The 14,353-nt window shown below is 55.8% G+C and carries 8 protein-coding genes; 3 read left to right on the top strand and 5 right to left on the bottom strand.

The window, feature by feature from the left end:
* The 3 genes from ACSJLU_RS01460 (at position 1) to ACSJLU_RS01450 (ending at position 3,432) form a co-directional block, all read left to right on the top strand.
* A complete protein-coding gene (locus tag ACSJLU_RS01460; RefSeq protein WP_033652706.1) occupies positions 1-780 on the top strand; it encodes a thiazole synthase in 780 nt (259 codons plus the stop codon).
* Complete coding sequence (gene thiH, locus ACSJLU_RS01455) at positions 780-1,913, top strand: 2-iminoacetate synthase ThiH (RefSeq protein ID WP_060435310.1); 1,134 nt, start codon at positions 780-782, stop codon at positions 1,911-1,913. The genes ACSJLU_RS01460 and thiH overlap by 1 nt, the downstream gene beginning before the upstream one ends.
* 823 nt (positions 1,914-2,736) lie before the next feature.
* Positions 2,737-3,432, top strand: coding sequence for a response regulator (locus ACSJLU_RS01450; RefSeq protein ID WP_235211391.1), 696 nt, complete (start codon positions 2,737-2,739; stop codon positions 3,430-3,432).
* Here the strand turns inward: ACSJLU_RS01450 and ACSJLU_RS01445 are convergent.
* From ACSJLU_RS01445 to rpoB, 5 genes are all read right to left on the bottom strand, one after another.
* Positions 3,418-4,692 carry a sensor histidine kinase gene (locus tag ACSJLU_RS01445; protein ID WP_089196417.1) on the bottom strand — a complete coding sequence of 425 codons (1,275 nt, stop codon included), beginning with the start codon at positions 4,690-4,692 and terminating at the stop codon, positions 3,418-3,420. The genes ACSJLU_RS01450 and ACSJLU_RS01445 overlap by 15 nt on opposite strands.
* 1 nt (position 4,693) lies before the next feature.
* On the bottom strand, positions 4,694-5,158 hold the full coding sequence (locus ACSJLU_RS01440; RefSeq protein ID WP_167325050.1) for an oxidoreductase: 465 nt from the start codon (positions 5,156-5,158) through the stop codon (positions 4,694-4,696).
* Complete coding sequence (locus tag ACSJLU_RS01435) at positions 5,158-5,604, bottom strand: GNAT family N-acetyltransferase (protein WP_025304940.1); 447 nt, start codon at positions 5,602-5,604, stop codon at positions 5,158-5,160. Before ACSJLU_RS01435 ends, ACSJLU_RS01440 begins: the two co-directional genes overlap by 1 nt.
* 168 nt (positions 5,605-5,772) lie before the next feature.
* Entirely contained in the window at positions 5,773-9,996 is a 4,224-nt protein-coding gene (rpoC, locus tag ACSJLU_RS01430) for a DNA-directed RNA polymerase subunit beta' (protein ID WP_025304939.1), read from the bottom strand.
* Positions 9,997-10,114: 118 nt separating this feature from the next.
* Positions 10,115-14,143 carry a DNA-directed RNA polymerase subunit beta gene (gene rpoB, locus ACSJLU_RS01425; RefSeq protein WP_025304938.1) on the bottom strand — a complete coding sequence of 1,343 codons (4,029 nt, stop codon included), beginning with the start codon at positions 14,141-14,143 and terminating at the stop codon, positions 10,115-10,117.
* Positions 14,144-14,353 lie beyond the last annotated feature (210 nt).

Below are 14,353 nucleotides of genomic sequence, written 5' to 3'. Positions count from 1 at the left end.
ATGCTGAAAATCGCCGATACCACTTTTACCTCGCGCCTGTTCACCGGCACCGGCAAGTTCGCCACCCCGGCGTTGATGCTGGAGGCACTGGCGGCCTCCGGCTCACAGCTGGTGACCATGGCCATGAAGCGCGTCGATCTGCGCGGCGGCAACGACGCCATTTTGGCGCCGCTGCAGCAGTTGGGCGTCAGGCTGTTGCCCAACACCTCCGGCGCCAAAACCGCCGCCGAGGCGGTGTTCGCCGCCCGGCTGGCGCGTGAAGCGCTCGGCACCCACTGGGTGAAGCTGGAGATCCATCCCGATGTGAAATACCTGCTGCCTGATCCGATAGAAACGCTGAAAGCGGCGGAAACGCTGGTGAAAGACGGTTTTGTGGTGCTGCCCTACTGCGGCGCCGATCCGGTGCTGTGCAAACGGCTGGAAGAGGTGGGCTGTGCGGCGGTGATGCCGCTCGGTGCGCCTATCGGCTCCAACCGCGGTCTGCGCACCCGTGACTTCCTCGAAATCATCATCGAGCAAGCCAAGGTGCCGGTGGTGGTAGACGCCGGCATCGGCGCGCCAAGCCACGCGCTGGAGGCGATGGAGCTGGGTGCCGACGCGGTGCTGGTGAATACCGCCATTGCCGTGGCGCGCGATCCGGTGCAGATGGCACGGGCGTTTCGCCTGGCGCTGGAGGCCGGCGAGCTGGCACGCAGCGCCGGATTAGGCTCCAGCCAGCGCGGCGCGGTCGCGTCCAGCCCGCTGACCGCTTTTCTCAGCCAGCCAGAGGAGGCGCAATGATGGCCGACGATTTCAGTAGCCGCTGGCAACAGCTGGACTGGGACGACATTACGCTGCGCATCAACGGCAAAACTACGCGCGACGTGGAGCACGCGTTGAACGCCGACAAGCTGACGCGCGACGACTTTATGGCGCTGATCTCCCCCGCGGCCGCGCCGTATCTGGAACCGCTGGCGCAGCGCGCACAGCAGCTGACCCGCCAGCGGTTCGGTAACGTCGTCGGCTTCTATGTGCCGCTGTATCTCTCTAACCTGTGCGCCAACGACTGCACCTACTGCGGCTTTTCGATGAGCAACCGCATCAAGCGCAAAACGCTGGATGCGGCGGAGATCGCACGCGAGTGCGAAGCCATCAAGGCGCTGGGGTTCGAACATCTGTTGCTGGTCACCGGCGAACATCAGACCAAGGTTGGCATGGACTATTTCCGCCAGCACATCCCGGCGATCCGCCGGCACTTCAGCTCGCTGATGATGGAAGTGCAGCCGCTGGCGCAGGAGGAATACGCCGAACTGAAAACGCTGGGCCTGGACGGCGTGCTGGTGTACCAGGAAACCTACCATCCGGCCACCTATCTGCAGCACCACCTGCGCGGCCAGAAGCAGGATTTCCATTGGCGCCTGGCCACGCCGGATCGCCTGGGGCGCGCCGGGATCGACAAGATCGGCCTCGGCGCATTGATCGGTCTGTCCAACAGTTGGCGCACCGACTGCTACCTGCTGGCGGAACATCTGTTCTACCTGCAGCAAACCTACTGGCAGAGCCGCTACTCGATCTCGTTCCCGCGTCTGCGCCCCTGCGCCGGTGGCATTGAACCGGCGTCGATCATGAGCGAGCCTCAACTGGTGCAGCTGATCTGCGCCTTCCGGCTGTTCGCGCCAGACGTTGAGCTGTCGCTGTCTACCCGGGAGTCGCCTTACTTCCGCGATCATATGATCCCGGTGGCGATCAACAGCGTCAGCGCCGGATCCAAGACGCAGCCCGGCGGCTATGCCGATGACGTACCGCCGGAGCTGGAACAGTTCGAACCGCACGACGACCGCACGCCGCAGCAGGTCGCCGAGGCCATCAGCCACGCCGGGCTGCAGCCGGTGTGGAAAGACTGGGACGGTTATCTGGGACGCGGCGCGCAATAAACAGCAACGTTTGCCGCCGTGTGAAGAAAACGCTGGAGCGGCCGCGCAATGCCGAACGGCAGCGCTGGCGCCGGCAAACGCGCCGACTATAGTGGCCTTGCCGACCGCCAAACCCGGCGTCGGCCGGGGCCGTCACCCTCTCGATGGCCCCGCCTTATCCCATCCCGGATCGCGCCGGAGATCCTCTTGCGCGACTCCGGCCCTCGTCCGCGGCAACGCGCATATGCCGTATCGCGGCCTGTAAGGGCGTACGGATAGGTTGTCTTGTCGGTTAATGGGCTGTCAGAAAGATGCGATATCTGCGTTCGGTATTCACTTAGGAGTGATATTCATAGGGCGCTATTGCGGCAGAACAGTGAGGAACGAGGAAAAAAGAAGATACAGCGACGAAGAGAGGTTCGAATGGTCATCCCCGATGCAGCCAATAGCCCTGGTGTTGACCGCAGATTTTTTTGCCGCCTGCTCCCTGCTTACGGACAAGAGCAGGCGGTTTATTTTGTGAGACTGGCACCCCCCCAGGACGCGAATCACACAGTATGTGCGCTAATTAACCACATAAACGATTAAATGTGAATGTCTTTTGAGTGTTTTTTTATTTAGTATCGAGTGTGTTTTGAGTTTGCCAAAGGAAATCAAGCTGATATCACCGCAACCACCGGGGCATCATCTATAATCCAGCACGGGTTCTCGCGCAGGTTTTTCAGCGCTCGCGGTCAACATCAAAAAAGCCAAGGTTGTCATGAAGAAAACGCCAAATTATATCGATGCAATCAGCGCGTTGCTCACTCTGAAAGGAGTTGGCGACAGAAAACATGCCTCCACGATGGCCAACATACTGAACCTTCAGTACAACAGCGCCAAACAAAAACTGGATGGCAAAAGGGGCATCACCCTCGATGAAATCAAAAAGGTTTTTCAGTATTTCAACGAACCGTTTGCCGGCCAAAGGACGCATAACGGCGTCTTTATCATGAACAGCATTCACAAGCGCTGCAACATTGAGGTCGACGAGCGCCCGGCCACGCAAGCAGACAGCGACGAAACCTACGCCTACAAAAAAGACGATCTTTTCATCATCAACACCAACCGGGAACATGCCGCCGATGCCCCACTGTACAAAGTCAACAAGATAGACTTTCTGCCGGCTCCGCGTATCGCGATCCTGGACAATGACAGTGATATTCTCGAATTGTTGAAGAAGATCGCCTGCCGCTACGGCATCGAGACCGAGACCTTTCAAACGGCGGACGCCATGCTGGCCGCACTGGAGCACCAGTCTTTTGAGGCGTTTATTTTGGACTGGCTGTTGGACTTCGGCGAGACTTCCGAACGCGTCGTGAAGAAAATAAAGGACACCCTCGATCCGCATGCCCGCATCATCATTTTGACCGGCCAGCTGAATCACTACGAGAAAAACATCGGCGATATGATTCTGCACTATGACGTGCATCTGGTGGAAAAACCGACCAAACCGCTGATTATCTCTTCGCTGCTGCTGTCGAACTTATTCTTTAATTAGTTTGACCGGGATGCGGATCAAAAACGACGAGCCAACCCCTTCGACGGATTTGACCTTGATGGCGCCTTTCATCGTCGTGACGTAATTTTTGATAATGGTCAGCCCCAGCCCCAATCCCTGTCGCGTTTCCCTTTCCACCCCCTGATTGAACGCCTTATATAATCGTTCCAGATTATCGACGTTAAACCCGATGCCGGTGTCTTTTACCCATAAATACAGATTGCCGTGGTACACCTTCACATTGAGGATAATCGCACCGTGGTGAGTAAATTTGTCCGCGTTGCTGAGCAGATTGGCCAATATTCGGTAGAGCTTATATTTGTCGGAGCAAATCAAACCAACATAGGATGAACGACGCACCACGATGCGATTACCGCGCCCGGCGCTGATACTGGTCATGGCATCGTCCACCACCTCATTCAGACGGAAGGTGGATATATTCACTTTCACCCCCCCCATCTCTAGCCGCGAATAATCCATCACCTCGCGCGTTTGTTCGGTGATCTTATTGCCGTGATAGGAGATCAGGCGAGCTTCTTTTTTCAACTCTTCCTGCGCTAGCTCGTGCTCCATGATATCCGCAGCAATGACGATGGCCTGAGTCGAGCCGGCGATCTCGTGGTAGATGGAAGAGATAAAGATGTTCTTATTCTTGATGATCTCTTTTAACGAGAAGGCATTTCTCAGCACCAGGAACATCATCAGGAACACCAACATCAGCGAAAAGAGGGCAAACATCTCGGCTTTACTCGAGTTGTCCTGGATGATGCCTTTCACTTCGGTAAAGTTTTTAATCTGTATCCGATAAATAATTTCCTGGATATCGACCAGCGTGCCCTCGATATCATCCATATAAGAGAGAATATCCGCCTTGTTTTTCTGCCCCACCAGCAAGCCGGCGGAGAGATCGTCCAACGTGCGGTACTGCTGCTTCAGCAGCGCAACATTCTTGATGAACTCGTCGTCGTAATAAAAAGAGTCGCTGAAGGTCGAACGGCTCTCCAGGATCTGAATCTTCGAGTAAAAGATTTTCTTCTTGATCAGGAAAGCGTCGTAGTCGTTATTTTCACTGAGCAGCAGCGCGGTTTTGGTCCTTTCAAACGCCAGAAAGAGGATCTCGGCCACCGAGTAGTTGTCCAGATTGGGCTCGATCTGCTTATAGCGCTCTTTTACGCCACCGAAGTTAATAGCAATCAACAAAATCAATAAAGAGAAGATGGCAACCAACGCGATAAGAGTACCGATCAGTTTTTTGCTCATCTTATTTCATCTCCAACCGTTTAACTTGCCAGACGGTTTTCGCATTCACATCCAGGTTATTCAGCTCAGCGTAGCCATCGCGCGGATAAATAATGGCGAATGGCCCCAGCTCCCCCACGTCGATCGGCTTACCGCCGCGCAGATAGGCGACAATCACGCGGTATTTAAGCATCTCGTCAATCGGCATCGAGTAGGAGTAATCGTCCCAGGCGAAAGCGCGCACCGACTGGCCTTTCAGATGATAGGCTTTCACCAGCTCGGCAAACTCAACGCCGGTAAACGTATCTTCCGGGGTGAAATTGGTCGAGGTTTTAATCGTGTGCGGCGGCATCGCCTCCAGCATCTGCCGGGTGATTTTGATCTTCTCGCCGTCGAGCGGTTTCAGATAAAAATAGTCAACGGCCGCATACAGCGGCGCGCTAAACAGCGAAAGCAGCAGTAACGTCATCAATCCTTTGATTTTCATCATTCACCCTCTTTGCGTTTCACCAATTCAGCCTGGCCAAATTCATCCTGCCCGACCACGACCCAGCCGTGACGTTGATAAAAGCCTTCGGCCTTGGAGCCGAGATCGGTGGTTAAGTGGATCGCTTCGGCGCCGTGCTCAAACATCCAGTGAGTGACCCGTGCCAGTAAGGCAGAGCCGATCCCCTTAGACTGGTATTCCGGCTTCACGAACAGGCCGCCGATCAGCGGTTCAGGGATGAATAACCCGAAGCCAACGCCGGCATAGTCGTCGCCATACTTGCAGATCCAACCGCCGCCCTGGTTGATGTCCTCCAGCGCCTGTTTGCGCTGCAGATACTGGACCTGATGCGGATGCAGCAGGTTTTCTTCAACGGAAAAGCGGATCTCATACAGGTATGGCAGGTGTTGCGCCGTCAATTTTTCGAAGGTAATGAGGCTGTCCATGTTTCGCACTGTCCTTAATTGTCAGATAAAAAGCGCCGGTCAATTTCTGCTGGAACCATAGTAGCAAAGTTTGTCTTAACCCGGCACGAGGCGAAAAAAAACCGCCCCCGAAGGGGCGGTTTATCTGGCGATGGGCCCGGCGTACCGGGCCCGCGGCGCGGATGACGATTACTCGTCGTCGCTGCCGCCCAGGCCTGCGTTGAGCAGCTCGGCCAGGTTAGCCGTCGCTTCTTCCGCGCTGACTTGCGGAACAACCGGCGCTTCACCCTGAGCACGGCGACGCATACGATCCTGATGATAAGCGTAACCGGTACCGGCTGGGATCAGACGGCCCACGATAACGTTCTCTTTCAGGCCACGCAGTTCATCACGCTTGCCGGCTACGGCAGCTTCGGTCAGAACGCGCGTCGTTTCCTGGAACGATGCAGCGGAGATGAAGGACTCGGTCGCCAAGGAAGCCTTGGTGATACCCAGCAGATCGCGCGAGAAGGTTGCCGCGATTTTACCTTCAGCTTCCAGCTGACGGTTGGCAATCTTGACGCGAGACACTTCAGCCTGCTCGCCTTCCAGGAACTCGGAGCCACCAGCGCTAACGATGGTGCCTTTACGCAGCATCTGACGAACGATAACTTCGATGTGCTTATCGTTAATCTTAACGCCTTGCAGACGGTAAACTTCCTGCACTTCGTTGGTGATGTAGCGGGTAACCGCATGCACGCCACGCAGACGCAGAATGTCGTGCGGAGACTCTGGGCCGTCGGAAACGACGTCACCACGTTCCACCACTTCGCCTTCGAACACGTTGAGCTGACGCCATTTCGGGATCATCTCTTCGTAAGCGTCGCTGCCGTCCAGCGGAGAGATCACCAGGCGACGTTTGCCTTTGGTCTCTTTACCGAACGAGATAATCCCGCTGATTTCAGCCAGGATTGCCGGCTCTTTCGGACGACGTGCTTCGAACAGGTCGGCAACGCGCGGCAGACCACCGGTAATATCCTTGGTACCGCCGGATTCCTGAGGAATACGCGCCAGGGTATCACCCGCACCGATCTGAATGCCGTCTTCCAGCTGAACGATCGCTTTGCCCGGCAGGAAGTATTGAGCAGGCATATCAGTACCTGGGATCAATACGTCTTCGCCCTGAGCGTCAACGATTTTCAGTGCCGGACGCAGGTCTTTACCGCTACCGGTACGCTCTGCGCTGTCCAGTACGACCAGAGAAGACAAACCGGTCAGTTCGTCGGTCTGGCGAGTAATGGTCTGGCCGTCAACCATATCCGCGAAGCGAATGAAGCCGCTGACTTCACTGATGACCGGCATGGTGTGCGGATCCCAGTTAGCAACGGTTTCGCCGCCGTTAACTTCTTCACCGTCGCCTTTGCCCATCACGGCACCGTAAGGCACCTTGTAGCTTTCTTTGGTACGGCCGAATTCGTCGATCAGTTTCAGTTCGGTGTTACGCGAGGTGATCACCAGCTTGCCCGCGGCGTTCATAACGAACTTCACGTTGCTCAGCTTGAGGCTACCCTTGTTTTTCACCTGGATGCTGGATTCAGCAGCCGCACGAGATGCCGCACCACCGATGTGGAACGTACGCATCGTCAGCTGTGTACCCGGCTCACCGATGGACTGTGCCGCGATAACGCCGATGGCTTCACCTTTGTTGATGATGTGGCCACGTGCCAGGTCGCGACCGTAGCAGTTTGCACACACACCAAAGTCGGTTTCACAGCTCACTACGGAACGGACTTTAACGCTGTCGACAGAATTCTCTTCCAACAGGTCACACGCCTTCTCGTTCAGCAGGGTGTTGCGTGGCACCAGAATGTCCGCCGTACCCGGCTTGAGGACGTCTTCTGCCGTCACACGGCCCAGAACGCGTTCACGCAGCGGCTCTTTCACGTCGCCACCTTCGATAACCGGAGTCATCAGGATGCCGTCGTGGGTGCCACAGTCGTCTTCGGTCACAACCAGATCCTGCGCCACGTCAACCAGACGACGGGTCAGATAACCGGAGTTCGCGGTTTTCAGTGCGGTATCCGCCAGACCTTTACGAGCACCGTGGGTGGAGATGAAGTACTGGAGTACGTTCAGACCTTCACGGAAGTTCGCGGTGATTGGCGTTTCGATGATGGAGCCGTCCGGCTTCGCCATCAGGCCACGCATACCGGCCAGCTGACGAATCTGAGCGGCGGAACCACGCGCACCGGAGTCGGCCATCATAAAGATGCTGTTGAAGGAAACTTGCTGTTCCACTTCGCCGTCACGGTTAACCACGTCTTCTACCGACAGGTTTTCCATCATCGCTTTCGCAACGCGTTCGTTCGCTGCAGCCCAGATATCGATCACTTTGTTGTAGCGTTCGCCGGCGGTAACCAGACCAGACTGGAACTGCTCCTGGATCTCGGCAACTTCGGTTTCCGCTTCTTCGATGATCTCCGCTTTCTTGGCCGGGATAACCATGTCGTCGATACCTACGGAAGCGCCTGAACGGGCTGCGTAAGCAAAACCGGTGTACATGATCTGGTCAGCAAAGATAACGGTCGGCTTCAGGCCCAGGATGCGGTAACAGGTGTTCAGCATCTTGGAGATCGCTTTCTTGCCCAAAGGCTGGTTAACGATCGAGTACGGCAGACCTTTCGGTACGATCATCCACAGGATGGCGCGGCCGATGGTGGTGTCGATGATGCTGGTCTGAGAAGTCCATTCGCCTTCGGCGTTTTTGACGTCTTCGGTGATACGCACTTTAACGCGCGCATGCAGAGACGCCAGGCCGGCGCGGTAAACACGCTCAGCTTCTTTGGAACCGTTCAGCACCATGCCTTCGCCCTTGGCGTTAACACAGTCGCGGGTCATGTAGTACAGACCCAGTACAACGTCCTGAGAAGGAACGATGATTGGCTCGCCGTTCGCTGGGGACAGGATGTTGTTGGTAGACATCATCAGCGCACGCGCTTCCAGCTGGGCTTCCAGCGTCAGCGGTACGTGAACAGCCATCTGGTCACCATCGAAGTCGGCGTTATAGGCCGCACAAACCAGCGGGTGCAGCTGGATCGCTTTACCTTCGATCAGAACCGGTTCAAACGCCTGGATACCCAAACGGTGCAGGGTTGGTGCACGGTTCAGCAGTACCGGGTGTTCGCGGATCACTTCGTCCAGGATATCCCAAACGACGGCTTCTTCACGCTCAACCATTTTCTTGGCGGCTTTGATGGTGGTGGCCAGGCCACGCAGCTCCAACTTGCCGTAGATGAACGGTTTGAACAGCTCCAGCGCCATCTTTTTAGGCAGACCGCACTGATGCAGACGCAGGTATGGACCTACGGTGATTACGGAACGGCCGGAGTAGTCAACGCGTTTACCGAGCAGGTTCTGACGGAAACGACCCTGCTTACCTTTGATCATGTCGGCCAAAGATTTCAGAGGACGTTTGTTGGAACCGGTGATGGCACGACCGCGACGGCCGTTATCCAGCAGGGCGTCTACCGCTTCTTGCAGCATACGCTTTTCGTTGCGCACGATGATGTCAGGCGCAGCCAGATCCAGCAGGCGTTTCAGACGGTTGTTACGGTTGATCACGCGGCGATACAGATCGTTCAGATCCGAGGTCGCGAAACGACCGCCATCCAGCGGAACCAGCGGGCGCAGATCCGGCGGCAGTACCGGCAGCACGGTCAGGATCATCCACTCCGGCTTGTTACCGGACTGTACGAACGCTTCCAGCAGCTTGATACGCTTGGTCAACTTCTTGCGCTTGGTTTCGGAGTTGGTTTCGTTCAGCTCTTCACGCAGCTGCTCGCACTCGGCTTCCAGATCCATGTTTTTCAACAGGGCCTGAATAGCTTCCGCACCCATCTTGGCGTCGAATTCGTCACCGAACTCTTCCAGCGCGTCCAGATACTGCTCTTCGGTCAGGATCTGACGACGCTCGAGGTTGGTCATACCGCCTTCGACCACCACATAGGATTCGAAGTACAGTACGCGTTCGATGTCACGCAGCGGCATATCCAGCAGCAAACCGATGCGGGATGGCAGCGATTTCAGGAACCAGATGTGCGCGGTCGGCGAAGCCAGCTCGATGTGGCCCATGCGCTCACGACGCACTTTGGTCTGGGTCACTTCAACGCCGCACTTCTCACAGATCACGCCGCGGTGTTTCAAGCGCTTGTACTTACCGCACAGGCACTCGTAATCTTTTACCGGCCCGAAGATACGGGCGCAGAAAAGGCCGTCACGTTCTGGTTTGAACGTACGGTAGTTAATGGTTTCCGGCTTCTTAACTTCACCGAACGACCACGAACGGATCATGTCTGGCGAGGCCAGAGCAATCTTGATCGCATCAAACTCTTCGGTCTTAGTTTGCGCTTTCAGAAACTTCAATAAGTCTTTCACGGATTGGCTCCTGTCGGAGTTAAACCTGTTGGGTACCCACAACCGCAGTAGGTACCCGTGTGACCTGAACAACCACCCTCAGGCTCCCTTAGGCGGGGAGCCTGAGCCGGAATGACGATTACTCGTCTTCCAGTTCGATGTTGATGCCGAGCGAGCGGATTTCTTTCAACAGTACGTTGAAGGATTCCGGCATGCCTGGCTCCATCCGGTGGTCGCCATCCACGATGTTTTTGTACATCTTGGTACGGCCGTTAACGTCATCCGACTTAACGGTGAGCATTTCCTGCAGGGTATAAGCCGCGCCGTATGCTTCCAGTGCCCACACTTCCATCTCACCGAAGCGTTGACCACCGAACTGCGCTTTACCACCCAGAGGTTGCTGAGTAACCAAGCTGTAAGAACCGGTTGAACGGGCGTGCATTTTATCGTCAACCAGGTGGTTCAGTTTCAGCATGTACATATAGCCAACAGTAACCTGGCGCTCGAATTGCTCACCGGTACGGCCATCGAACAGCGTGATCTGACCGGAGGTCGGGATACCACCCATTTCCAGCAGCTTCTTGATTTCAGTCTCTTTCGCACCGTCAAACACCGGCGTTGCGATCGGCATACCTTTTTTCAGGTTCTCTGCCAGACGCAGCACTTCGTCGTCGCTGAAGGTGTTCAGGTCAACTTTCTGGCAAACGTCGTCGCCCAGATCGTAGGCCTTCTGGATGAACTCACGCAGCTTGGCCACTTCCTGCTGCTGCTTCAGCATCTGGTTGATTTTCTCACCGATGCCTTTCGCAGCCATACCCAGGTGGGTTTCCAGGATCTGACCGATGTTCATACGTGATGGTACGCCCAGCGGGTTCAGTACGATGTCTACCGGCGTGCCGTTTTCATCGTAAGGCATATCTTCGATCGGGTTGATCTTGGAGATAACACCCTTGTTACCGTGGCGGCCCGCCATCTTGTCACCCGGTTGGATCTGACGTTTAACGGCCAGATAAACCTTGACGATTTTCAGCACGCCCGGCGCCAGATCGTCGCCCTGAGTGATCTTACGACGCTTGGCTTCCAGCTTCTTCTCGAAGTCGGATTTCAGTTCGTCGTACTGCTCGGCCAGCTGTTCCAGCTGGTTTTGCTTCTCTTCGTCGGTCAGGCCCAGTTCCAGCCAGCGATCGCGCGGCAGCTTGCTCAGCTTGTCGGCTTCGATGCCACCGGCAACCAGCACCGCGTGGATACGTGCAAACAGGCCGGCTTCCAGGATCTGCAGTTCTTCCGTCAGGTCTTTCTTCGCCTGCTTCAGCTGCATCTCTTCGATTTCCAACGCGCGCTTGTCTTTTTCCACGCCATCACGGGTGAAGACCTGCACGTCGATAACCGTACCGGAAACGCCGTTCGGCACACGCAGAGAAGAGTCTTTAACGTCAGACGCTTTCTCACCGAAGATCGCACGCAGCAGTTTCTCTTCCGGCGTCAGCTGGGTTTCGCCTTTAGGCGTTACCTTACCGACCAGGATGTCACCGCCGGTCACTTCAGCACCGATATACACGATACCGGATTCATCCAGCTTGGAGAGCGCAGCTTCACCCACGTTAGGAATGTCGGCGGTGATCTCTTCAGGCCCCAGCTTGGTGTCGCGAGACACGCACGCCAGTTCCTGGATGTGGATGGTGGTGAAGCGATCTTCCTGCACCACGCGCTCGGAGACCAAGATGGAGTCTTCGAAGTTGTAGCCGTTCCAAGGCATGAACGCTACGCGCATGTTCTGGCCCAGTGCCAGTTCGCCCAGGTCTGTCGATGGGCCATCCGCCAGCACGTCACCGCGCTCGATTGGCTCACCCAGACTCACACACGGCATCTGGTTGATGCAGGTGTTCTGGTTAGAACGGGTGTACTTGGTCAGGTTGTAAATATCGATACCTGCTTCGCCCGGGTACATCTCGTCTTCGTTAACTTTGATAACGATACGGGAAGCATCCACGTACTGGATCACACCGCCGCGTTTGGCAACGGCGGTTACGCCGGAGTCAACCGCTACAGCACGTTCCATACCGGTACCGACCAGCGGCTTGTCAGCGCGCAGGGTTGGTACGGCCTGACGTTGCATGTTCGCACCCATCAATGCACGGTTGGCGTCATCGTGTTCCAGGAATGGAATCAGTGAAGCACCAACGGAAACGACCTGCTGGGTGGATACGTCCATGTAGTCAACCTGGTCGCGGCTGAACAGGCTTGATTCGCCTTTGCTGCGGCAGGTGACCAGGTCTTCTACGAAGCGGCCTTCTTCATCCAGGTTGGAGTTCGCCTGGGCGATAACGAAGTTGCCTTCTTCAATAGCAGACAGGTAGTTGATTTCATCGGTCACCACGCCGTCACGCACGCGGCGGTACGGGGTTTCCAGGAAGCCATACTCGTTAGTCTGTGCGTACACGGACAGGGAGTTGATCAGACCGATGTTTGGACCTTCCGGCGTTTCGATTGGGCACACGCGGCCGTAGTGGGTCGGGTGTACGTCTCGAACTTCAAAGCCGGCGCGCTCACGGGTCAGACCGCCCGGGCCCAGTGCGGAGATACGACGCTTGTGCGTGATCTCGGACAGCGGGTTGTTCTGGTCCATGAACTGGGACAGCTGGCTGGAACCGAAGAACTCTTTCACCGCCGCCGAAATCGGCTTGGCGTTGATCATGTCCTGAGGCATCAGGGTATCCAGATCGCCCAGAGACAGACGCTCTTTCACCGCACGCTCAACACGCACCAGACCTACGCGGAACTGGTTCTCGGCCATTTCGCCGACGGAGCGGATACGACGGTTGCCCAAGTGGTCGATGTCGTCCACTTCGCCCTTGCCGTTACGGATATCGATGAGCTTCTTCATCACTTCGATGATGTCGTCTTTGCTCAGGATGCCCGAACCTTCGATCTCGTCGCGCAGCAGAGAACGGTTGAACTTCATGCGACCCACCGCGGACAGATCGTAGCGGTCTTCGGAGAAGAACAGGTTCTCGAACAGGCTTTCGGCAGCTTCGCGCGTTGGCGGCTCACCAGGGCGCATCATGCGGTAGATTTCTACCAGCGAGCTCAGACGATCGTTGGTCGGATCGACACGCAGCGTTTCAGAGATGTACGCGCCGTGATCCAGATCGTTGGTGAACAGCGTTTCGATGCGCTTGTGGCCAGACTGGCTCAGTTTAGCCAGCAGATCCAGCGACAGCTCCATGTTGGCTGCGCAGATCAGTTCGCCGGTATTGGTATCGATATAGTCTTTCGCGACCACTTTGCCCGCGATGTACTCTACCGGTACTTCAATGCTCTGAATGTCGTCTTTTTCCAGCTGACGGATATGACGAGCGGTGATGCGACGGCCTTTCTCTACGTAGATCTTGCCGTTGGCTTCGATATCGAACGAAGCGGTCTCACCACGCAGGCGCTCTGGCACCAGCTCCATCTGCAGCTTGTTGTCGCGGATTTCGAAGACGATCTTGTCAAAGAACAGGTCGAGGATCTGTTCAGTGGTGTAGTTCAGCGCGCGCAGAATGATGGTCGCAGGCAGTTTGCGGCGACGGTCAATACGCACGAACAGGTTGTCTTTCGGATCGAACTCGAAGTCCAACCATGAACCGCGGTAAGGGATGATGCGTGCGTTGTACAGCACTTTACCCGAAGAGTGGGTTTTACCCTTATCGCTGTCGAAGAATACGCCAGGACTACGGTGCAACTGAGATACGATAACCCTCTCAGTACCGTTGATCACAAAGGTGCCGTTTTCGGTCATGAGCGGAATTTCGCCCATGTAGACTTCTTGTTCCTTGATGTCTTTGACCGTACCTTCAGGCGCTTCGCGCTCATAGATAACCAGGCGCAGTTTTACGCGCAGCGGTGCAGAGAACGTCACACCACGGATCTGGCACTCTTTGACGTCGAAGACCGGCTCACCAAGACGGTAGCTAACGTATTGCAGCTCCGAATTGCCACTGTAGCTCTGGATAGGGAAAACAGAACGGAATGCGGCTTCAAGGCCGTACTGCCCTTCTGGATCTTGCTCGATAAACTTCTGGAACGAGTCAAGCTGGATAGAAAGGAGATATGGTATGTCCAGCACTTGTGGACGTTTACCAAAATCCTTACGAATACGTTTTTTCTCGGTATAGGAGTAAACCATAGGGTTCCTCAGCTCGCTGATCAGTGACCCAATCTGTCCGTCCGATTAGGGACAGTTCATGCAACACCGTTTTGTCGACCGGAAAGCGGGAACACTTTCCGCAATGTCTCTTGCTATCACGCTTAAACCATTTCATCGCGTCTTCCCCCAGAACTCCTGGTAGTGCAAAGACCGCGGTATATTAAGTCGTCAACAGAAACAAACATTGGG

The organism is Serratia bockelmannii (genome assembly GCF_051803255.1).
In the GTDB taxonomy this organism is placed as follows: Bacteria; Pseudomonadota; Gammaproteobacteria; order Enterobacterales; family Enterobacteriaceae; genus Serratia; species Serratia bockelmannii.
This window is presented reverse-complemented; position numbering and strand designations above follow the sequence as displayed.

Coding starts and splice junctions, on each gene's coding strand:
- ACSJLU_RS01460 (WP_033652706.1), top strand. CDS start 1: ATGCTGAAAATCGCCGATACCACTTTTACCTCGCGCCTGTTCACCGGC.
- thiH (WP_060435310.1), top strand. CDS start 780: ATGGCCGACGATTTCAGTAGCCGCTGGCAACAGCTGGACTGGGACGAC.
- ACSJLU_RS01450 (WP_235211391.1), top strand. CDS start 2,737: ATGGCCAACATACTGAACCTTCAGTACAACAGCGCCAAACAAAAACTG.
- ACSJLU_RS01445 (WP_089196417.1), bottom strand. CDS start 4,692: ATGAGCAAAAAACTGATCGGTACTCTTATCGCGTTGGTTGCCATCTTC.
- ACSJLU_RS01440 (WP_167325050.1), bottom strand. CDS start 5,158: ATGAAAATCAAAGGATTGATGACGTTACTGCTGCTTTCGCTGTTTAGC.
- ACSJLU_RS01435 (WP_025304940.1), bottom strand. CDS start 5,604: ATGGACAGCCTCATTACCTTCGAAAAATTGACGGCGCAACACCTGCCA.
- rpoB (WP_025304938.1), bottom strand. CDS start 14,143: ATGGTTTACTCCTATACCGAGAAAAAACGTATTCGTAAGGATTTTGGT.